This is a genomic window from Curtobacterium sp. MCSS17_005, from assembly GCF_003234225.2.
Taxonomy (GTDB): domain Bacteria; phylum Actinomycetota; class Actinomycetes; order Actinomycetales; family Microbacteriaceae; genus Curtobacterium; species Curtobacterium flaccumfaciens.
The window spans coordinates 1415470-1437910 of sequence record NZ_CP126258.1; the positions used below are offsets into that span (position 1 = coordinate 1415470).

General features: G+C 65.1%; 9 protein-coding genes. 5 read left to right on the forward strand and 4 right to left on the reverse strand.

Annotated elements, in window-relative coordinates:
- Window position 1: 1 nt before the first annotated feature.
- The 3 genes from DEJ20_RS06865 to DEJ20_RS06875 all read right to left on the reverse strand — a co-directional run bounded on the left by DEJ20_RS06865 (window position 2) and on the right by DEJ20_RS06875 (window position 10108).
- Complete coding sequence (locus DEJ20_RS06865; protein WP_111236107.1) at window positions 2-2509, reverse strand: DUF3320 domain-containing protein; 2508 nt, start codon at window positions 2507-2509, stop codon at window positions 2-4.
- A 151-nt stretch (window positions 2510-2660) separates the two neighbouring features.
- Complete coding sequence (locus DEJ20_RS06870) at window positions 2661-8003, reverse strand: DUF4011 domain-containing protein (RefSeq protein ID WP_181431609.1); 5343 nt, start codon at window positions 8001-8003, stop codon at window positions 2661-2663.
- Entirely contained in the window at window positions 8000-10108 is a 2109-nt protein-coding gene (locus DEJ20_RS06875; protein ID WP_220035017.1) for a nuclease-related domain-containing DEAD/DEAH box helicase, read from the reverse strand. Before DEJ20_RS06875 ends, DEJ20_RS06870 begins: the two co-directional genes overlap by 4 nt.
- 270 nt (window positions 10109-10378) lie before the next feature.
- Between DEJ20_RS06875 and DEJ20_RS06880 the strand changes: the two genes are divergently transcribed.
- On the forward strand, window positions 10379-12907 hold the full coding sequence (locus DEJ20_RS06880) for a GmrSD restriction endonuclease domain-containing protein (protein WP_111236105.1): 2529 nt from the start codon (window positions 10379-10381) through the stop codon (window positions 12905-12907).
- Window positions 12897-14501, forward strand: coding sequence for a hypothetical protein (locus DEJ20_RS06885; protein WP_111236104.1), 1605 nt, complete (start codon window positions 12897-12899; stop codon window positions 14499-14501). The genes DEJ20_RS06880 and DEJ20_RS06885 overlap by 11 nt, the downstream gene beginning before the upstream one ends.
- 32 nt (window positions 14502-14533) lie before the next feature.
- Here DEJ20_RS06885 and DEJ20_RS06890 read toward each other — a convergent pair whose 3' ends face one another.
- On the reverse strand, window positions 14534-14725 hold the full coding sequence (locus DEJ20_RS06890; protein ID WP_111236103.1) for a hypothetical protein: 192 nt from the start codon (window positions 14723-14725) through the stop codon (window positions 14534-14536).
- A gap of 575 nt (window positions 14726-15300) precedes the next feature.
- Between DEJ20_RS06890 and DEJ20_RS06895 the strand changes: the two genes are divergently transcribed.
- Genes DEJ20_RS06895 through DEJ20_RS06905 form a run of 3 tightly spaced genes read left to right on the forward strand, consistent with a single transcriptional unit; the run spans window position 15301 to window position 22235 of the window.
- Window positions 15301-15654, forward strand: coding sequence for a hypothetical protein (locus DEJ20_RS06895; RefSeq protein WP_146245472.1), 354 nt, complete (start codon window positions 15301-15303; stop codon window positions 15652-15654).
- A 12-nt stretch (window positions 15655-15666) separates the two neighbouring features.
- Window positions 15667-19011 carry a helicase-related protein gene (locus tag DEJ20_RS06900; RefSeq protein WP_111236100.1) on the forward strand — a complete coding sequence of 1115 codons (3345 nt, stop codon included), beginning with the start codon at window positions 15667-15669 and terminating at the stop codon, window positions 19009-19011.
- Window positions 19008-22235, forward strand: a complete 3228-nt coding sequence (locus DEJ20_RS06905) for an Eco57I restriction-modification methylase domain-containing protein (protein WP_146245471.1) — start codon at window positions 19008-19010, stop codon at window positions 22233-22235. The genes DEJ20_RS06900 and DEJ20_RS06905 overlap by 4 nt, the downstream gene beginning before the upstream one ends.
- Window positions 22236-22441 lie beyond the last annotated feature (206 nt).

Genomic DNA, 22441 nt, shown 5'->3' on the forward strand with positions numbered 1-22441 from the left:
CTCATCGATCAGCCATCCGGCCCAGGTCAACATCGCCTTGAGCAGTCCGAGCGACCCGCTGAGAGGTCAGCGCTACCATCAACGCCATCGTCATACGGTCGCTGACGTTCTGCGTCATCCTCGTTCCACCGAAGAGCGCGAGCGTCTCGCGCAAGAGTGACGTCTCGGACCGAGGTCCGCCGTGACGGACCAGGTGGACCATCGCATTGCCGATCTCCCGGAGCGCGACGACCTCGACCGGCCGGGAGTCCTGAGGGGTGGATGCCCGGAAGCCCGACCAGCCTTCGGGGTCGACGCCGATCGGCCAGACGAAGCGCTCCAACGCACTCCAGCGCAGCATGGGTGGCACGAGCGCCGAGATCGCCTGCGACCGAGCAGCGTGCACGCGATCCAGCCCGAACGAGTTCGCGACCAGGCGCACCAAACGCTCCTCGGCGATCGGCCCCTCCGCCTGGACCACCTCGACCAACAGCGCCTGGACACGAGCAGCGTTCTGCGGGAGATCGATCGCGTCGAGGACGGAGACATCCCCGTACAGATCAGCCTGCGACCACGGACGGAACCGTTCGACCTCTCCGGTCGCGACCACTTCACGAGCGAGGTCGTTTTGCTCGACCTGCGTGGCAGGGGCGACGTGCGAGCGCGACGTGCCTGGCCCATCGGGGCCGCCGCCCCCAGTGCGAGCGTCGAGGCGGACGTCGACTGGGTCATCCGAGGGCTCGGGAGTTGGTTCGACGAGGTCTGCCCGGGCTGCGAAGTCGATCGGGGACACCGGAAGCGAGTGGTCAACAGTGGACCCGTCCGGACCTCGCGAGAACGCCAGCTCCCCTGGCAGCTCCTCGAGCACCTCGTCGATCGCCGTCGAAACGGCGGCTGTCGCCTCAGCGGCAACGACTCGCTCCTCATGCGCCTTCTGGAGCGAGTCGACGATCGAGTCGACGACGACGTCGTGGTCCGCCAGCCACTGCGGCATCCACACCCGTCGGACGCTCGGCCAGTGCATCAGGTTCTCGAGGACCTCCAGGGGGAGTGCGTCCCGGTCAGCGACCGTAGCGCGTGCTGCCCAGGCGGGGGTGTCGAGCAACACCGCGAGCAGCGGCTCCGTCGGGTTCGACGGGTGGGCCACCGCGATGTCGACCTTGAAGTCGGACAGACCCACGTCCGTCTGGACGGCGAGCCCGCGCGCAGCCAGCTCCGAGGCGATCTCGTCGCGATGCCGATCCGTCAAGATGGCGTCGTCACGTGCGCCGAGGGCCGCTCGGGCACCGCGCTGTGCGAGCTCGAGGTACGCGCGCAGGTGCTTGATGCCCAATGAGGTCGTCTCGTCAGCGCGGAGGTCCTGCGGGTCGAAACTCGAGAACAGCACCACCTGCCGTCGTGCACGGGTCACCGCCACGTTCAGTCTCCGCTCACCGCCAGGGCTCGTGAGTGGCCCGAAGTTGAGCGGGAGGATGCCCCGCGAATTCTTGCTGAAGGCGGTGGAGAACAGAATCGTGTCGCGCTCGTCACCCTGCACGTTCTCGAGGTTCTTCACGAACAAGCCGTCCACGGCCGAATCGAGCGCCTCGTTGATGCGCGGGTCTTCGAGCGCACGCAGGAGTTCCTCCACCAGGGACCGCTGCTGCGCGTTGAAGGTCACGACACCGAGCGACGGGACGAGGTCGGACGAGGCCGCGAACCGCCGCTGGATCTCCGCGACGATCGCGCGGGCCTCGACCGGGTTCGTCCGGAGGTTCTGCCGGGTCGTACCCTCCTGCCCTGCGCGCATGAACTGGCCGTCGACGCGTCGGAGGGACACCCCGTGACCGTCGACGCCTGCGGATGCCTCACCGAGAGCAGGTGCGGGGAAGGAGGTGAGCTGGTCGTCGTAGTAGTACCGGTTGCTGAACGCGATGAGCGACTCGTCCTGGCTGCGGTAGTGCCAGGTCAACTGAAAACGGTCCACGCGGGCCTGCACACACTGGGCGAGGATCGACTCCTCGTCGACCGCCACCTGTTCGGCGGCGCCGTTCTCGTCGTCGTCCGAGTCGTCGATCGAGGTCTCCGCAAACGAGGTCGGTGGCATCTGCTTCGAGTCACCGACCACGACCACCGCCTTCGCCCGCCCCATGGCACCGATCGCGTCCGCCACCCGCACCTGCGAGGCTTCGTCGAAGACGACGAGGTCGAACAGGCCCGGTGTTGCTTCGAAGAACCGTGCGACTGAGTCGGGGCTCACCAGGACGCAAGGGGTCAGTTCGGTCACGTACTGGCCGTATCGCGACATGAGCTCGCGGACCGGCATGAGCTTGCGCACCTTCGACGAGCGCACCTCGGCGAGGAACTGCCCGGCGCCGCCGGACGCGGTGGTCTCGTTGAACGTCCGCCGGGTGACGACCTTCTCGGGAATGACACGCGGGAGGTGCTCCCGCAGGTCACGAGCGGCGTCGACGTACCGTCCGATCTTGTGTTCGTGGGCGGCAGGGTCGAACTGGTCGAGCCCCGTGGCGCGTGCCCGTTCGAGTCGCATCGCGGTCGCGAGCCCCCGGTCGAAGGCCTCGAGTGCGTCCTCGGATCCCTGGGCGCCGGTCAGCAGGACCTCGTACGCGTCGAGCAGTCCCGCGGCGCGGAGCGGCTCGAGGACCGACAGCCAGTCCGCCCAGGCCTCGGGAGTGCACCCCTCACGAGATGCTCCCGAACGCCCGTCGCGGGTCGCGGGTCGCGTTCCAGCGGTTGGTCGGCAGCTCTTCGCCGAGCCAGCGGAGCCACGCCGCGCTCGAGGAGAGCACTTCGAGAGCGGACGAGAATGCGACGACCTGGTCGCGGAGCTCGGGCTGCGGAGCACCGGAACGGGTCGTGTAGGCGAACAACGATCGACGGAACTGTCGGTCCTTCGCATCCTCGCTCGTACCGCCGGTCACATCGGCCAACCAGCTCAACCACCGGACCTCGGTCGCGAGCGACGCAGGGGCGTCCTGGTCGAGCGGACTCCATCCCGCGCGGATGACGAGGCCCGGGATCACAGCGATGCTGCTCGCGAGGTCCCGAGCAGCCTGCTGCATGTCCGCCGCGCGCGCCGTCAGCGCCACGAGCCGGTCCGGGTCGACGACCACACCCGGAACCCCGTGCGGCGCGAGTTCGTCGGCAACGCTCTGAAGGCGTTTCTTGCGACCGAAGATGCTCGACGTCGCGGCGGTGGCGGCCTCCCTGGCGATCGCAGCGAGATCCGCTCGAAGCGATTCCGGGCGGATCACTGCGAGCACGTCGGCGTAGCGCTGCGAGAACGAGTGGACCTGGTCCTGAACGGCGGCTGTCGCATCACGCCACCGCTGCGTCCCGGCTTCGGTGAGGACGGCCGCGGTGACGGGCGGTGCCTCGACGATCGAGGCGAGGGCTCGGAAGTGCTCTGGCCTCGTGGCGTTGGTCAGGGCTTCGGCGTAGGAGCCGAGCGTCGGGTCGTCGCGCGCCGGGACCATGTCGACCGCACGATCGAACGCGACGGCGCGGGCACGCAGGACTTCGGGATCGGTACCGGCCGAGGCGAAGGCCCATGGGTGGTCGGCGACCGGGCGCGCCCGCAGTGCGACGTCCGGCGCTTCTCTGAGCGCTCGACGGATCGAGTTGATGTCCGACTCGGTGATGCGTGCCGCGACGTCGACCGGGATCTCGAGTGTCCGCGTGATGTCTGCGGTCGCGAGCTCCGAGTTGCGTGCCATGTAGAACGAGCGACCAGATTCGTTCGTCTCGTGCAGCCTCCGGGCGTACCGGCTGAGGCCGCGGCGGTTCTGTGAGACTGCGTCGCCGGTGCGGACCACTGCTTCCTGGTCGACCCGCGGCCGTTGCGCGAGAGCCTCTCGGAGACGAGCGCGAACCTCAGCGGGCTTCGCTCCCTTGTCGTGCAGGTCGAGGGTGAAGGGCGCGAGTCCGACCGCGTCGAGTCGTCGTTGAACGACCTGGAGGGCGGCGCGCTTCTCTGCGACGAACAGCACGCGCCTGCCGTCGGCGATCGACTTCGCAAGCAGGTTCGTGATGGTCTGCGACTTCCCCGTTCCGGGCGGGCCCTCGAGCACGAACGTGCGGCCGGCCATCGCAGCAGCGACCGCCTCGAGTTGCGAAGAGTCAGCCGGCACGGGGAGGTCGGACAACAGCTCGTCGAGCTCGTCCGTCCCGGCCGAGGCGTGTTCGAGGTCGACCTGGTCGCCGACGAAGCGCTCGGTCGGTGACTCGATCAGGTGCTGCACGAGCGGATTGTTCGACAGTGCCGCCCAGTTCTCGTCGAGGTCCTTCCAGAGGCGGAACTTCGCGAACTGCAGGATGGCGAGGTCGACCGTGGGTTCGACGACGGCGTCGATGCCGGCACGGAGGATCGCCGCTCGCGTGCCCGCCAGGACCTGCTCCACGTCGATGCCCGACGCGTCTGACTTCGGGTCGGCGAGCGCAGGGATCCGGATGCGGTGCTCGGCCCAGATCTTCTCGAGGAGGCAGTAGTTCGGAGTGGACATGCCGGATTCGTCGAGGACGACCTCGTACGCGCCGCCGCGCGTCCGGGCCTTCAGCGTGACGGGCACGAGGATGAGCGGGGAACGGACCTGCTTGCTCTTGACCGTCCAGACCATCGACCCGAGTGCGATGTACAGGTTGTTGGATCCGGTCTCCTCGACGACGGTCTTCGCTTTGTGCGCGAGCGTCTGGAAGTGGCGTGAGTAGCGGTCGACGGAGACGTCCCCGTAGACCGTCTTGTTGCCTCGGAACAGCTCGGTCTTGTCATCGTCGGGGAGGGACGCCGCTGACCGCACGCCGCGTTGCAGGAGCACCTCGGGGAGGTCGTTCGAGGCCCGGATCGTGAAGGGCTTGCCGGAGTTCAGGTAGTCCTCGAACTCGGCGAGTCCGTTCGACGCCAGGTACAGCTCGAAGCGGGCCCGGTCCGTGAAGTTGATCAGGCGGTTCCGCAGGCTCAGGTCGAGCAGGTTGTTCTTCCACTGCTTCACGCGAGGGGGCGTGGAGTCCTCTGCGGACTCGGTCGCTGCACCGGAGTCCGCTGGTACGTACTCAGCGAGACGCGCGTGCTCGACCTGGTACTCGACGACGCGTACCTCTCCGTCTTCGGTGATGGTCCTCGCCGGCAACGGGAGGATCTCGCTCCGGCGTGCGAGGAAGACGTCGACGACCCCCTGGATGTCGTGGAGCTCCTCCGACAGGTGACGTGCCCCGGCGGCGATCACGTCGGCGAGCGAAGCCGCCGAGCCGTCGGTGGTGAGCATCGTGGTCTCTATCGGGGTCACGGCCCCGATGTCGACCAGGTTCTTCAGCGTGACCCCGGGAGAGACGAGTGACGGCATCGGTGTGTCGAAGCGCGCGTAGGCGAGGAAGGCGTGCCGGCGCATGACGATCAGCAGCGGGCGGATCCCCGCCCACTCCAGCGCAGCAGCCAGCACCACCGTCGTGTCGAGGCAGGTGCCGAACCGGCCTTCGAGCACTTCTGCCGGGGTTCTGACCTGCTGGCCCGCGCCGGCCCAGCTCGCGGGCGGCATGCTGTAGCGGACCTGGCGGTCGCGCATCGCCCGCACGATCGCAGCGACCGTCTCATCGACGCGCTCCGGCCCCTCCTGGTAGCCGCTCAGGCTCGCTCGCCCCGTTTCGACCGCCAAGATCGTCGAGGCCTCGTCGAGGAGCGAGGTCAGCGCCGGATGGTTCGGCTGCACGTGTGCCGCGAGCATCTCCTCCGACAGCTGGGTGCCGCCGTCGACCCACTGGTGGGCGGCAACGAGGTGAACCTCAGCGGCGGCCGTGGCGAGAAGCTCGTCGCCGTCGCGAAGCGTGGCCGTGACGACGGCAGGACGAGCGGCCTCGACCGTCGCGGTGACGGCCGGGTCGAGCCGGAACCCGAGGTCGTGCTTCTCGATCTCGGACTGCGGCGCGAGGTCGAAGAAGTGCTCCCTCGGCTCGCCGAGCGAGAGCCCGGCTGAGGAGACCTCGATGGTGAGCCGCGCGTCTCGGACGTTCACGCCGTCGTGACGGATGCGGACAGCGTTCACCACCGCGATCCGGTTGTGCGCCATCGCGTAGCTGATGAGCGGTGCACACTCGATCGCGAGTTTCGTGGAGCTCGTCGCGGCCCCTGGCGCGCCCGATGCCGATGCAGCCGAGGCAGAATCGGTAGCCGAGGCTGCGTGCGTCGCCTCCACGGGCGCCGTGGTCGCGCGCGTCGCGGTCCGCTCTGCCATTGACGACTGGAACGCCCGTCGGAGCTCGGTCGCCTCCGCAGCTTGCTCCTCGGCACCCACGGCCTCGAGGAGGCGGACTGTCGTGTCGAGGGCCCGGTAGGTGTCTGCTTCGTCGAAGACGGCGTTGTGTGCCCATCGGTTCCGGACATCGCGCAGCTCGCCGGCGAGTCGTCGCCCGTTGTGGTCGAGGTCGAAGGGGAATCCGAGCTGCGGCAACTTCTCTGTCAGGGCACGGAGGACCACCTGCAGGTCGTGTTCGTCGTACTGGGTGTTCGACCGGCCGTGCTTCTGCTGGTCGAGCAGCTGGATGAGTTGGGGCCACCGCGCTCCGGACGAGATGCGGGGCTGCAGGACGTCACTGACGAACGGCTCCAGGCCGGCGACCGCGACTCGTAGCGCTGCTCCGACGTACTCGATATCCTCGGGGCCGTTCGTCATCGCAGCGTCCTCTCGTGCAGGTCGTGAGCGCGGTTCGGTGAACGGCGCTTCCGGAGCAGCCGACGGTTGTACGGGAACCCCCGCCGACACCGACTCACCTTGCCACGAGCCGCCGTCATCACTGGCACGGGCTGAAATGAGCGCTGAATCGAGCGTCGCCTCGTCGATCATCGGGACACCGTACTGCCGCGCCTTCTTCGACTTGCCGCTCAGGCTGTCCAGGTCTGCCGCGACGAGGAGGGTCGTCTTCTTCGTCACCGCGGCGCCCACGGTGACACCGAGCGCGCGCAGCTCGTCTTCGATTTCCGCTCGGGGGCGACGCATCTCGCCCGTCAGCACGACGATCGTCGCTGCGTCGAGCTGTGGCCGCGGCTCAGCAGCCGGTGTGCCGAACGGCATCGGGCTCCCGGCGGACCGTGCGAGCGCCGCCCGCACGACGTCGGACGGGACGCGCAGCAGTTCGGCCACGAGGTCGACTTGCGCCCGTTCGGAGGGATCGAGCAAGCCGTCGCACAGGGCGGCGCGGGCGAGCGTGTGCACGTACTCCTGGTGGAGTTGGGCACGCTGATCCGCCGGCATCGCGAGGTGCTCGGCGAGATCGTCGAGCGCGACTGATTCGTCGATGCTGAGGAACCCGTCCGCGACGGCGCGGTCGACGAGTGCGAGGTACTCCCGCTCGATGTGGTCGGTGCTCGCCGGCAGGAGTTCGACCGCGCGGTCCATCGCGCTCGTAGCTGGGGCGGCCGAGGTGCGGCGTCGGGGCAGCCACTCCGGTCCACTCGCTCGGGGGTGTCCCCACGTGAGTGTGACGCCGGTCTCGAGACGTTCGTCCCAGCGCCGCCGGTCCTCCGCGGGGTCCTGCATGTAGGCGCCGAGGAGCCGAGCGGTCGCGCGGGCATCCGCGAGTGCTTCGTGCGCGTCAACCAGGTCGATGTCGAACGCGGAGCAGCAGTCGGCGAGGTTCCGCGCGGCGCCGGGCAGGAAGGTGCTCGCGAGCCGCATCGTGCACACCGAGTTGTCCGTCGTGCACGGGAACGGCGCGCCGGCGCGAGCGAACTCCGCCTGCAGGAAGGAGACCTCGAAGCGCACGTTGTGGGCGACGAGCGTCCGTCCCTGAAGGAGGTCGGTCAGGTCGCCGACGATGTCCCCGAACGTCGGCGCACCGATGACGTCCGCTCCGCGGAGACGGTGGATGTGCGTGGGCCCGAGGTCTCGGTTCGGGTTGACGACTGTCTCGAACTCGCGCTCGATCCGCCCGTGTTCGTCGACGAGGACGACGGCGATCTCGATCACTCGGTGGCCTGTCTTGGGAGACAGCCCCGTCGTCTCGAGGTCGACCACTGCGAAGCCCTTGTTGGTCACCGGTTGTTTCCTTCCCGGGCGCGGACTCCTACCCACAGCCCGTCCCGTGCTCGTGTCATACCGACGTACAGCTCTCGTTTTCCGCGCTCGTGACGTTCACGGGCTGCGTCGGACCATCCTTCGCCCGCGGCATCGAGCAGCCGGGGGTCGACGTGCGCGAGGAGCACCTGCTTGAACTCCAAACCCTTCGCACGTTTGACGGTCCCCACTCGAACCCCGTCGGAGCTCCGCCCCGCGTACTGCTGCAGTGAGACGGTCGCGACGCCAGCTCGCCCGAGCGCCTCCATGACATCGTTCGCCTGCCGGTTCGTCGCCGTGAGGATGCCGACGTCACCGTGACCGGTCCCGACCAGCCGGAGGACCTCGGTCAACCGGTCGAGCATCGCCCGGTCGTGGTCCGCACGACTCGCGAACTGCGTCGTCGTCGGGGCGGCACCGGAGCGGGAGACGTCGGACACCGCGTCACCGACTCCGTCGACACCCTCGATGTCCACGAACTGGTCGTCCGCCACCATCTCCTTCGCGAACTCGAGGATCTCGGCGGTGTTCCGGTGGTTCACGTCGAGCACGACACCGCGTCCGGACAGGCTGATGCCGACCTCGCCAAGCGTGTACCCGCCGGGGTAGATCGTCTGCTGGCCGTCACCGATGAGCGTCAGGCCGTCGGTCCGGTCACCCACGAGCTGGTGCACCAGCGAGACCATCGCGCAGGATAGGTCCTGCGCCTCGTCCACGATGACCGCGTCGTACCGCTCGAGCGGCACCGCGCGGACCGCGTCGCGAGCGAGCAGAACGATGTCCTCCCAGTCGTGCGCCCGTCGCTCGCGCAGCCCGCGCGCGTACGCCTCGTACAGGTCCCAGACGGCTTGCCGCGTCTCCAGCGGGAGCGCGTGCTTGCGCCCGACGCGAGCCAGGTCCGCGTACTCGTCGAACCGCGTCAGGCCGCGGCCCTTGATGACGTGGCTGATCTCGTCTTCCCAGTACGAGCGCGAGAATCGCGACGACCGCAACGGACTGGAGGCGCGGATCGCGTTCCACGCGTCGTCGAACGCAAGCTGGGCCTCCCGTCCAGGAGTGCGGAACGCGATGCCGCGTTCCTTCAACAGGCGCGTGGCGAACGCGTGGACGCCCATGAAGTCGACGCGACCGACCATGTCGGGCGCGAGGCGTTCGAGGAGGGACTCGAGGACCTTCGGCAGAGTGCTGATGTACGTCGTGAACAGCACGCGACCGCCGGTCGCGCGTGCGAGGTACGCGGCCCGGTGCAGGCCGACGACGGTCTTGCCGGTGCCGGCAGCGCCGCGGATGCGTGCCGGGCCGTTGAAGCTGCGGCGGACGAGCTTGGCCTGTGCCGGGTCGAGGAACGCCATCCAGTCCTCGATCGGCGCTTCGAGCACGCCGTCGAGGAGCTGGTCGGTCAGCTCGTCGTCCGCGGTGTCGACCGTCGGGACGAGTACGTCGGATTCGCGGGGGAGTACCGGTGCCGGGACGACGACCTGTGGCGGTGTTGCTCCGCCGTCGCCGATCACGGGGAAGTGGTGCAGCATCGCGGCGAGGACCTCGTCGACGCGGGACGCGGACAATCGGGCTCCACGCTTCGTGATGTGGCCGAGGAGGTCGTGCGCCCCGATGACATCGACCGAGGCGACGCGAGCGTGCATGCGCTTCTGGCCGGCGAGTGCGGCGACCGCATGCACCTCGCCGGGCGCCAGGCCCGTGTCCGCCAGTGCTGCCTCGGTGCTGTACGCGAGATCGGCGAGTCGGGCGATGTCGTCGGTGACGTCCTCTTGGCCGCGGGTGATCCGGTCGCCGTAAACCGCGACCTCGCGCCAGGCCTTCGTGTCGACGATGAAGACGCCGGCGCGGCCGACGACGACCATGTCGACCTGCGCTGTGCGGCTGCCTGGCCAGCTGCGGTCCGCGAGCAGGTGGTAGCCGATGCCGGCGAGGGGGGCGAGGATCCGCGCGGTCTCGCTCTCGGTGCGGTGGGCGATCTCGAAGCGGGCAGCGCGTTGCTCGGCGTCGTCCGCCTGGCGGCGGAGTTCGCGTGCATGGCTGCGCTGGCGGTGTGCCTCGACCCCTGCGGATTCTCCGGCCATCGTCATGGTGTTGCCCCTCGGAGGATCTGTTCGTCTCGACCGTTCGCCGTCCCCGGAGCGTGCGGTGCTGATTCATCCTCGTGGATGCGACGCCGCTCCGGGAGCACCTGTTCTGGGGTGCTTCGGCGCGACGGCTTTCCAATCGATACGTTACACATCAGTAAACGATCGCTTGCGGGTTCCCGCCGAAGTGCCGAGACGAAGCGTGGACAGCGGCCGCCAGTGTCGAGAAGGACTCGGTTCTGTCCCTAGGATCTCGATGACGGAGGACGATACATGGACGTACGTGAAACCACCCTGCAGGAACTGCTCGGCGGACCCAAGCAGTACCTGGTGCCGCTCTACCAGCGGCCCTACGCGTGGGAGGTGCGTCAGCGGAAGCGCCTGTGGAGCGACATCCTCGAACTCGCCGAGACCCGCAGGACGAACCCGAGCGCGACGCATTTCATGGGCTCACTCGTGCTCTCGACCGGAGCAATCGTGCCGACCGGCATGGAGTTCCTCGTCGTTGATGGCCAGCAGCGACTGACGACGTTGTCGATCCTGCTGTGCGCGCTCCGGGACTACCTGCGGATGCACCAGACCGACCAACCAATGCTTGCCGAGAGCATCCACGAGCAGTACATCGCGGACCGCTTCAAGCCCGGCGACGCCCGACTCAAGCTCTTGCCCACGCAGGCGGATCGCGACTCTTTCCGAGCCGTCGTCGACGGCGCAGTCGGTGCCGACTCCACGTCCGGGGTGGGCGACGCCTACTCGTTCTTCCGTCGCGAGCTCGAGCTCGCCGACGACCCGGATGATCCCCACGACATCGAACGGATCCGCGAGGCCGTCCTCGGCGGTCTGAGCTTCGTGTCCATCACTGCTCGCGACGAAGACAACGTCTACCGGATCTTCGAGTCGCTCAACAACACGGGCCTCCGACTGACGCAGGGTGACCTCGTCCGCAACTACCTGTTCATGCGACTCGGGTCCCGTGGGGAGTCGGTGTACACGTCGTGGTGGCTCCCGATGCAGCGCCGGCTCAGCGTCAACGACCTCGAGCTGATCTTCTGGCTCGACGCCGTCGCAGACGAACCGCTGCTCAAGCAAGGCGACATCTACAGCTACCAGCAGGCGCGGCTTGCCAAGATGGACGACGAGCAGATCCTCGCAGAGATCGAACGCTTCAGCCGTTTGTCCGAGCAGCTCGAGGTGATCCGGGAGCCTTCCCGCGAGCCTGACCCCGGTGTTCGCAAGCACCTGCAGCACCTGGCGGAGTGGGGATCGACGACCACCGTGCCGCTCACCCTTCGGCTCCTCGCACGGCGCGCCGCCGGCGCCAGCAACACGGAGCAGGTCGCGGGCGCGCTCGCAGCAGTCGAGTCCTACATCGTTCGCCGGACCATCGGTGGGCGCTCGGGCCAGGGCCTCAACCGCACTATCCTTCAGGCGTGCGGCGTCCTTGATGATCGACCGGTCGACCGGGTTCTCGTCGACTACTTCTCGACCGGGCGAAAGTACTTCTCGACCGACGACCAGATCCGCGACGCAGTCCGCACCCAGCCGTTCTACCTACGTGGTCTGCGGACCCAGCAGAAGCTGATCCTGAAGTGGGTGCAGGAGGAACTCAACGCGAAGGAACCGGTCGACGTCGAGAAGTCGACGATCGAGCACATCTTGCCGCAGACGCTGACCCCAGAATGGCGTGCAGCACTCGATGTCAATCTCGCCGACGACGAGACGGCCGACCTCGTGCACGAGCAGCTCGTGCACTCGCTCGGCAACCTGACGCTGACCGGGTACAACTCCGAGCTCAGCAACCGGCCCTTCCCCTCGAAGCAGGAAGATTTCCGAAAGAGCAGCTTCAGCGGTCTGAACCGGCTTGTCCTTGAAGCATCGACGTGGGGGCGCGCCGAGATCCTTGCTCGTGGTGAATGGTTCGCCGAACGGATCGTCGAGCAGTGGGCCGGCCCGAACGAACGGCTGCAGTCATCCGACACCGGCCGCGACTGGTCGCTCGTACACCAAGCGATCATGGCCATCCCCGCCGGCCACTGGTCGTCGTACGGTGACGTTGCTGCTCTCGTCGGCACGCACCCGGTCCCGCTCGGCGTTCATCTAGCGAGCCACGAGGTCATCGGAGCACACCGGGTGCTGCAGGGCGGCGGCACAATCTCGCCTGGGTCCCGTTGGCCGGACCCGTCAGATGATCGAGACCCCCGTGCGGTTCTGGAAGAGGAGGGCCTGCGGTTCTGGACGAACGGCGCCGCCGACGAGGCCGCCCGTCTCTCAACGGCGGCGCTCGCCGAGCGCGTCGGCCTCGTCACTGACGGAGTCAACGGCACGGACGCCGTGTCGGATGGCACCTTCATGGGCCAACTCTCCAGCGCGAACCCGCCGACGACGTTCCACGCCGTCTCCGAGCTCTTCGCCGCATGGAAGGAACTCGGCGGCACTGTCGAGTTCGGGTCGAACCGGGAGAGCAGCGCGTTCATGACGGCACCGCGTCGCTCCGAGGAAGGGCCGTCGCACTGGCCCTTCGCGATCTACCCGATCTCCGGGAGCGTCGAGGTGGTGTTCCAGCACCTACGAGTCCGCCCGCCGTTCGATGACCTCGCGCTGCGGCAAGAGTTCCGTAGCCGACTCAATGCCGTGCCGGGGATCGACCTCGCCGCCAGCAGGATCGACAAGCGGCCGTCGTTCGCGATCGATGTGCTCAACGCGACCGCTGCCCGCGAGCAGGTCGTTGACGCGCTGAGGTGGTTTGTCGACCAGCTCAACCCCAACACACAGAACGCTGAAGGAGACACCGATGAGCGATGAGCTCCACGACGAAGTGCACGAGGATGAGTCACAGAACGACGAGGCACCCTCGTCGGCGCTGGTCGAGTTCGAGGACGGTCTCGCCATCTTCTTCGGCACCGATGTCCCGGATGGACTCGAGGTCGTTCCGTTCTCGTTCATCGACGAGCCAACGCTGCGCGCAGTCTCGACGGCCGTCGGGAACGCCGTCGGCCTTGGAAGCGTCGGCGCGCAGGGCGTCAACGCAGCGATGCAGGCCCAGGGACTCGTGCGACTGGCACCTCAGACTCTCGAGGCGCTCAAGACGGCGACACCGATAGTCAAGGACGGCTGGAACCTCGGGACCCTCGCGAGCGGCGGCGGTTCGTTCACAGCGTCGGTCCGCTGGCTCCCCGCCACTGCAGCGACGACTGCCTCGGTCCTCGCCTCGATGGGGCCCGCGATCACGTTGATGGTCATCCAGTTCCAGCTGAACCAGATCGCTGCCGTTGCCCAGCACAATCTGGAACTGACCTCGAAGGTGCTGCAGGTCGTGCGCCAGGGCCAGTGGTCCGCGGTGACCGGACACTACGAGACCCTCATCCGCGAACTGCGGCACGCCCGACGGATCGGGGAAGTAACCGACGCGGTCTTCGCTGAGGTGCGCGGCTACCAGGGTGAACTCACTTCGCAGTGGGACGCGAACAAGCATGCAGTGCAGCGATACGCCGACGAGCTCGAGAAGAAGATCGGGCACAAGGACCGCCAGCAGTACCTCGCCGACAACGGACAGGCGATCATCGCCGATGTCCAGGCGCTGCTGCTCTCGCAAACATCCTGGTTCGTCTACCAATCCCTCCGCGCCGGCCACCTGTTGCGGAGTGCGAAGACGAACGAGGCAGACGCCAAGCTGCTCGACGGATTGGTGACCGACGCCCGCGACCTGCACGAGCAGTCGCTTGCGCAGACGGACGAACTGCTGGACCAACTCGCTCGTGAATTTGCGATCATCGCCGAACTGCCGGGCAAACGGACGTTCAAGATCGGGGGAACCGCACGTGCGGCGAAGGAGTCGCACCTCATGGTGCGTGAGCTCCAGAATGCCCTCGGGCACATCCGGGGGATCGAGACGGCACCTGACCGAGAGCCCCTTCAGCTTCCGTCCTTGCTGGTCTTCGAGGACGACGTTCCGGAGGAGCTCATTCGGATCCTCCCCTTCCGCCTCCAGCCCGGGGAGCAGGTCCTCGCGCTTGCTGACGTCTCATTCGACCGGATCACCCTTCCTCGTCTGAGCGACGGTTGGGTTGCCCTTACCGACCGACGTCTGCTCCTGACCAAGCAGGACTCGTTACGACGGGTTGGTGCGATTGACTCCGAGTTGAGCCTTGCGAACATCCGGTACGTCCGGCGTTCGGACGCTCCGGAGCGTCCACCCGTCGTCGAGATCATCACCAAGGACGCGGACGTGACCCTCCGCTTCGCCGCGTGGGCGAAAACCGGTGCAGCGCGCCGATCCGCAGCAGGCTTCGGGGAGCTGATCGCCAGTTTCATGAACTTGCCTGCGGAGGAGATCCCGGCGGTCAGCCTGCTCGAGATCGCCGCTTCAGATGAAGGATTGCGCTCGTTTCGAAGCTGATTCACACAGCTGGGCCGGCCTGTTGACGTGACTCAACGCAGATCCAGAACCACGATGCCAGGTTCGGGCCGGGCAATCTGCAGGTGAGCGCATGAGCGTGAGACGTTCGACACAGCGTCACCGACCCCGTCGTCGCCCCCGATGTCGACGACCTGGTCGTGGGCCACCATCCTGCGGACGAAGTCGAGGATCCCCGCGATGTGTTGTTGGTTGCCATCGAGCATCGAGCATCGAGCATCGAGCATCGAGCATCGAGCATCGAGCATCGGCTCGACAGGTGAAGGCCGACCTCGCCGAACGCATACCCGCCGTTGTACATCGTCTGCTGCCCGTCGCCGGTCAGGGTCAGCCTGCTGGTGCGGTGACCCACCAATTAGTGCACCGGCGCGACCATTACGGGGCAGGTCCTGTGCCTTGTGAAAAAGACCGCGCGCTACCGCTCCAATGGAGCCGCACGGACGGCATCGCGTGCGAGGTGCACGTTGTCCCCCCAATCGTGGGACCGCCGCTCGCACAGCCCGCGGGCGTGAGCCGCGTCGAGATCCCGGACGGCCTGGCGCATATCCAGCGGCAGCGCGTGATTGTGCCAGGCGCGAGCCAGGTCAGCGTAGTCGTCGAACCACGTCAGGCCGCGGCCCTTGACGACCTGGCTGATCTCGTCATCCCACTGCGAGCGCGAGAATCGCGACGACAGCAATGAACTGAACCCATGGCGTACTGTTGTGAAGTGCGACTGGGTTCAGGACCGAGCGGCCATCGAGGTGCCGCCCGACGATCCGTCTACGCTCTCACCCGCGTAGTGCCAATTAAGACCGAGTACGGCAAGGACTCAATGGAAGGCCCCGAATACATGCACGGCGTCGACGTCCCTATCGCTCTGGCCGAGGACGAGACGCCAGAGCTCATTAAGGGCTACATCACCACTTCGCGCGCATTCGGCCGGGACGTCTACCTCACAAGTCACTTCGCGCTGAAGGACGAGCCCGACAACGTCATCGACTTCGACACGGGCGAGCGTCGGACGGTGGCCGCCCTCACTACCTTGGACGCTCCATCGTCGCTGCGGTTTACGACCTACAACGAAGTTCTCTTGATCGATGATGTCCGCCGCCCCCGTCACACCCTCGAATGGTTCCCAGGCCAGCTGGGCTGAGTGAGAAGAAGCATGAGTAAAATTGTTGACAACGGTGAAGTTAAGCTCGCCGATGCGCTGAATGCCATCCTTCCGCACGCCACTGCATTCGACGCCTGCGTGGGCTACTTCAACCTGCGAGGCTGGCAGCACCTTCGTGCTGCGATCGGCAGCATGCAGGACGGCGACGGTTCCCGACCACCGGTACGGCTTCTTGTCGGCATGGTGACCTCGCCCGATCGGGCCCTTCGCCAGGCGCTCGAGGGGGGGGACGGGAAGATCGATCTGCCGACCGCCGTCAAGCTGAAGGATGAAGCGGTTCTGGCATTCGCCGAGCAGCTCATTTGGGGCCTTCCGACACAGTCTGACCAGGACGGCCTGAGGCAGCTGCGACGCGACCTCGAGAACGGGTTGCTGAACGTCAAGTTTGCGGCGCGAACGCCATTGCATGCAAAACTCTACGTAGCGCATCTGCCTGGCGGACCGGCCGGATTTAGACACGGCATCGTGGGTTCGTCAAATTTCACGGCGGCGGGTCTGAGCAAGCAGGGCGAGTTGAGCCTTGAAGAGACCGACCTGCAGGTTACGCAAGAGCTCGCCGACTGGTTCGAAGCTCGTTGGGTAGACAACTTCTCCCTCGACATCACGACCGAGCTGATCGAAGTTCTAGAGCAGTCCTGGGTTCGTGAGGCCCAGCCGCTCCCGTACCACGTGTACCTCCGCCTCGCCTACGAGCTGTCTCGCGACGCTCGCGAAGGTCTCACGCTGGACATCCCATCGGAGGTAAAGCAGGTCCTGCTACCGCACCAGATCAGCGCCGTGCAGGTGGCGAGCAAGCTCCTGGAGCGGAAGGGCATCGCCGTGATTGGTGACGTCGTCGGTCTCGGGAAGACGTTGACGGGTACGGCGATCGCCGCCACGGTTGGTGAGAGCGTGCTCGTAATCTCACCCAAGAACTTGGTGAAAATGTGGGAGGAGCACTTACACCGCTTCCACATCCCAGGCAAAGTACTCAGCCTCAGCATGGTGCGGAAAGAACTCCCAGAGCTTCGCCGCTACAAACTCGTTCTCGTCGATGAGTCTCATAACCTGCGCACCCGGGGCCGCAAAGCGTGGGAGACGATCCATGCCTACGTCGAGGAGAACGACAGTAAAGTAGTTCTCTTAACTGCCACGATGTTCAACGCACGTCACAAGGACATCGGCGGGCAACTTGGCCTCAAGATTCAGTCTGACGAACCGCTCGGCGTGCGACCCGAGCGGCTGATCGCCGAGATCGGGCCCCAGGAGCTGGCGCGCAAGACGGGCGGGCGCCTGGACTCGCTCAGCGCCTTCGAGCGTTCGGAGTACAACGAGGACTGGCAGCGGCTTCTGAGCGAGTTCCTTGTGCGCCGGACCCGGAAGTTCCTCGAAGCGGCCTACGGCGAGAAGGACCCCGTCAACGGCGAGGTGAAGCTCAAATTCCCGAACGGTCAGGCGTTCCACTTTCCGAAACGCAGCCCGGAGCCGCTTCGCTACCCGGGCGGTCTAAGCGACCCGAATGACCGCCTCGCGACGAGCGAGACATTCGATGCCGTTGACAACCTTAATTACGCGCGTTACCAGCTTGGCAAGTATCTTGATGAAGACGTAAAGCCGAAGGATAAGGCCGAGGCGGATCTCGTCGATGACCTCCGGACCTCCATCTCCGCGGCAGCCGGCTTCATCCGGACCACAGCGCTGAAGCGACTCGCATCGAGCGCCCATGCTTTTGTTCTGACTATTAAACGGATGATTGCCCGAAACTACGTGCTCGAATACGCGATACAACACGAGCTGCCGCTCCCACTCGGCAACTTTTCCGACCTCTACTTCGACCTCGACGCAGTCGACGTGGACGCCGACGACGCCGATGGACTGGGCGCGTCAGAGGCGGCCTCACCGGCGTGGGGCGTCAAGTGGACGTCGGACCAGTGGGAGACGTACGCGGAGACGGCATACACGGCCGTAGCTAGGAAGAAGCCGAAGGGAATCCGCTGGGCCCGCCCGCAGCTGTTCGCTCATGACACCCTGCTGGCTCATGTGCACGACGACTCCCTGATGCTCCAGGACCTGCTGGATGCCTACGGGATCTGGGACGCAAAAGATGACACTAAGCTCCACGCGCTCGGCAGCATGATCGAAGAACTCGCACCGGGCGAGAAAATTCTCATTTTCAGCGAGTACAAGGACACGGTCGACTACATTGCCACACATCTAAATAAGTGGACGAGCAAGCCCTACGCTTCGGCGAGTGGCGGTTCGACGGATCCCGTGCGGATCGCTCGCAGATTCGCACCGGAGGCGAACTCGCACCTCGGTGGTCTCCCCGACGGCGAAACCGAGGTCGATGTGCTCCTAACGACCGATGTGCTCAGCGAGGGCCAAAACCTGCAAGACGCTGCCATTGTCGTTAACTGGGACCTGCCGTGGACGACGATCAAAGTCATCCAGCGAGCTGGACGCGTCGACCGCGTCGGTCAGACGGCCAAGACCATCCGCGTGCTGTCCTTCCTCCCGCAGGACGGTGTCGAGGCGGTTATCCAGCTTTTCAAGCGCCTCGACACGCGACTAAAGGCATTCCAAGAGATCCTCGGCGGGAATGAGGACTTCTTCCGAATTAGCGTGACCGACGACTTCATAAAGGGCCTCTTCGACGGTAGTGCAGTTCTGGGTGAGGATGAAGGCGAGGTCGATGCCTCGTCGTATGCGCTCGGTATTTGGGAGGGCGCCGAAAAGCGCGACCGTCGAACCGCGCTCGATCTTCAGGAAGTCGTATACTCAACCAAAGCGGTCTCGTTTGACGCTGAGGCAAGTGTAGTGACGTATGGCCGCACTGACGCCGGAGCCGATCTGCTCATCCGCTCGTCAAAGAGCGTCATCACCTTCCTCACTCCGATGGAGGCTTTGAAGTCGGTTGAAAGCGCGGTTCTGGAGATGCCAGGGGTACGGCTGGAGGACCACCTCGAGCACGTCGTACGAGCCGCAACGGCAATGAGCGAGCAAGTTAAGCAGAACACTGTGCTGCTTAACCACGGCTTGCGCAAGCATCTCTACGACTTTCTCGCGAAACAGGTCGAGCGCATCGACATCCCCGAGACTACTCGGACGAAGGCAGCGCAGCTCATCGACGCAGCAACCGCGAACCCGATCCGTGACGCGATTAAGACGGAACTGATTGGCGTCCTGCGGTCTGTCAAGACGCTTGGCGACGACAGCGGACAGCTTGAGCGGCTTCTCAAGCTTCACGATGAGAACGCGCTGGTAGACGTTCGTGATCTCGGGGCCGACCGAGTGCAGATCGTGACGTCAATGGGCTTCAATCCGGTTAGCGCAGATAATGAGGGAGCGGACGCATGACACTTCTGAACCGTGCTGCCTCGCTGCAGCACGCATTCCTTCAGGGCGGACTCTCCGAGATGTTCGTCGAGCAGCTTGGCTGGTCGTCTCCGACCGAGGTCACGCTGCCAATACAGGTAGACGGCGACGACTTTGCGCCGACACTTATTGCCAGCCTCAAAGGGTTTCGCGTTTATGCGATCAAGATGCCAGAACGACCAACACGACAGCGCATGCGGCAGGTTGACTCGCAACTCGCCCAGCTGTCGCCTGAGCGAATGCAGGTGTTCCAGGGGCCGGATGCGTGGTTCTGGCACTGGCCGAGGCGCACCAACGCTGGGACAACAACTTTCGAGTCCGTGGAGACGGCGCCAAACTCGCTGCCAACGTTTCTAGCCCAGCGGCTCACCGGTCTTGAATTCACGACCGTCGAGCACTCTCGTGGCATCACGCTCGCGCAGGTTCGTGATCGGGTGCATGGCAACTTCGACGCGACGAATGTCACCAGGAAGTTTTACGACCGGTTCGAGACGGAACACGACGGTCTGGCAAGGGCAATCGTTGGGATCCCCGAGGGGGACCGAGTTGATTACGCGACGACACTGCTGAACCGCCTGATGTTTCTCTACTTTATGCAGAAGAAGGAGTTTCTGAACGGCGACTCCCGCTACTTGGAGAACACGCTCGCGTCAGTTCGAGCGCTTCGCGGCCCGGATCAGTACTACAGTTTCTATCGTGACGCGCTTCTTCCCCTCTTTTTTGACAAACTCAACGATCCGGCCCAGCAGGTCGCTGATCCAGAGATTGCAGGAGTGCTCGGCAATGTGCCATATGTTAATGGCGGCATCTTTGGTCGTACCCAGCTGGAGGAAGAGTGCGCCGATACGCTCGTAGTGCCTGACAGTGCGTTCGAGTCAATACTGAGCTTCTTCGCCGAATTTAATTGGCATCTTGATACGCGGCCGACTGGGAATCCGAACGAGATTAACCCTGAGGTCATCGGTTACATTTTCGAGCAGTACATCAACTTCGCCACCTCCGGGAAGAAGGAGCATGGCGCGTATTACACGGCACACGATGTCACGGCCCACATGGTCGCCCAAACGCTGGTGCCCCGGGTGCTCGATAACGTTGTCGGCATCGTGCCGGTCTTTGACCTCTTGCAGGCGGACCCGGACCGATACATCCAGCCGGCGATGCTCCACGGGTGGAATGCGGCAGCGTCAGATTGGGTCGATACGTCCGAAGGGCTCTCGATCGCTTGGGCGGGTGACCCAGTGGGGTGGTCAGCGCTCGACGCCGGTTCGGGTGATGAGTCCGCGCAGCTGGCGGCCGAGACCTGGGTAGAGACGTTCCATCGTCGCGAGCGCGTTGAATCGCTGCGATCACGGATCGCGGCGGGCGAGATCGCCTCCGTGAACGACTTGGTCACGGAGAACCTCAACAGTTCCCTGCTCCTGACCGACGCCATTGACCGGGTGAGCAGTCCGGTCACCATCGCCGGGCTCTTTCGGGCGCTGACGGAGCTCGCGATCTTTGACCCGACATGTGGGTCGGGCGCTTTTCTTTTTGCAGCGCTGGAATCGTTGGAAGACATCTACGCGCACGTCATCGATGCGGCTCGAACAGTGCAGGGCAGTGCAGGCGTAGTTGCGCTATTGCAGCAAGTTGACGCGCAGCCGAGCGCGCGGTACTTCATCCGCAAGCACATCGCCATCCGCAACCTCCATGGCACCGACCTTATGCCCGGGGCAATCGAAACCGCGAAGCTTCGCATCTTCCTCGCGCTCGCCGCTTGCGTTGATCGTCGCGAGGAGCTCCAGCCGCTACCTGATCTGGATTTCAATCTCAAGGTCGGGAACCTCGTTGTCGGATTCAAGGACACCGACGACGTCGACCGCGTCGGGGCTGATCTGCTCACATCTGCTCGACTCACCGCGCTTCAACCAAAAATTGACGACTACGCAAACTTATACGACGAGTTTGTGACGGCTGTTGAATGGGCAAGCCCGAAGCTGAATTCGATGAAAACGGAGCTTCAGCTAAAGGAGCAACAACTTCGCGATGCGTCTAATGAAATTTATGCGGAGGTGACCCGCGTTGCCGCAGAGGATTATCCCGAGTGGTTGGAGAAGGTTCGACCATTCCATTGGTTCTGCGAGTTTCCGGCGGTCCTTCGTCGCGGGGGTTTCGATGTGATTATCGGAAATCCTCCGTATGTGCGTATGGGGCAGTTGCCCGGGTACACGGCTATTGGTTACGAGACAAGTCGCTGCCCGGACCTCTTCGCCGTTTGCTACGAGCGAAGTCTGTCCTTGCTTGCCCCAACGGGTCGGCACGCCTTCATTGTGATGGCGGCGCTCGCGATCAGCGAGGATTATCGTCCACTCCGGGAAGTCATCGCAAAGCGGTCCGGAAGCGAGTGGTGGGCAACCTTCGGGCGTATCCCCGCCGGACTCTTCCCTTCGCACGTCCGAGTGCGGAACACGATTTTGGTCCTCGGTCCAGGGCAGGGCATCCGGGCGACGCGCCACCATTTGCACAAGGCCGTCCAGCGGCCCTGGCTTCTGCCGACAATCGAGTACGCAAGTGTGCGGCGTGCAGATGGCGAGTGGCCTGTACGCGGCGGGGTGGCCGCTCCGATCCTGCAGCGGCTTTCGGAGCTTAGGCCAGTCGCAGGAGCGAGGAGTAGCGACGTTGCTCACGTCCGGCCAACCGCTGCCTACTGGGTACCGGTCTTGCCAGCTGCTTCGCCGGTGGTGGACGCCGATGGGCGCGTTCTCGAGCAAGTCGATTCCGGCCTAAAAAAGATCGGGCTGTTCGAAGGCGAATCCGTCGCCGACGTGGTTTGCGTTCTTGGTGGGAAGATCTCCTATCTCTGGTGGGTGCTGCTCGGAGATGACTTCCACATCAATGCGCGTGAGCTCGAGGCCTCTCGCGCTCTGGCGAAGCTCGCGGCGGGAACGCCGGGCTGGTCCGCCGCGGTCCAGGCCGTGCACGCAGCGATCCCGTCGGCAACCTTCGTCAGTATCAACGCGAAGAAGTACTACTTCAACGTCCGGTGGAGCAATCTCCGAAATGTGACCGACGCGGTTGATCGACTGGCACTGACCGCCCTCGGCGGTACCGACACAGACTGGCGTGCGCTGAATATTCTTTATCGCCAGGTTATGCGTTCCTCCGGTGACAGCGCCAAGGGTCGCTACGTTACTCCCACCGAGTACGCCCAGATCCTCGGTTGGTGATCGTAGAAGTCTCCTCGTGCGCGTCGGCGATATACGGTCGCGGAAGTTCGTCGGCAGGCCTTCGTCGCGATTGGTTACAATGACAGGCCGTGTGCTCGCCAGTGCTTTCGGGATTTCGCCCTTCACATTCACTTCGCCTGACAGCATTTGTTCCATGACGACAGAATGAGGCGGGGCGACTTGGCCTATTAAGCGCGCGGGCAAGG

Bases quoted from the DNA above. Each gene is read 5' to 3' on its own strand.
- DEJ20_RS06880 (WP_111236105.1), top strand. From the start codon at position 10,379: ATGGACGTACGTGAAACCACCCTGCAGGAACTGCTCGGCGGACCCAAG.
- DEJ20_RS06865 (WP_111236107.1), bottom strand. From the start codon at position 2,509: ATGCGACTCGAACGGGCACGCGCCACGGGGCTCGACCAGTTCGACCCT.
- DEJ20_RS06875 (WP_220035017.1), bottom strand. From the start codon at position 10,108: ATGACGATGGCCGGAGAATCCGCAGGGGTCGAGGCACACCGCCAGCGC.
- DEJ20_RS06890 (WP_111236103.1), bottom strand. From the start codon at position 14,725: ATGCTCGATGGCAACCAACAACACATCGCGGGGATCCTCGACTTCGTC.
- DEJ20_RS06905 (WP_146245471.1), top strand. From the start codon at position 19,008: ATGACACTTCTGAACCGTGCTGCCTCGCTGCAGCACGCATTCCTTCAG.
- DEJ20_RS06900 (WP_111236100.1), top strand. From the start codon at position 15,667: ATGAGTAAAATTGTTGACAACGGTGAAGTTAAGCTCGCCGATGCGCTG.
- DEJ20_RS06885 (WP_111236104.1), top strand. From the start codon at position 12,897: ATGAGCGATGAGCTCCACGACGAAGTGCACGAGGATGAGTCACAGAAC.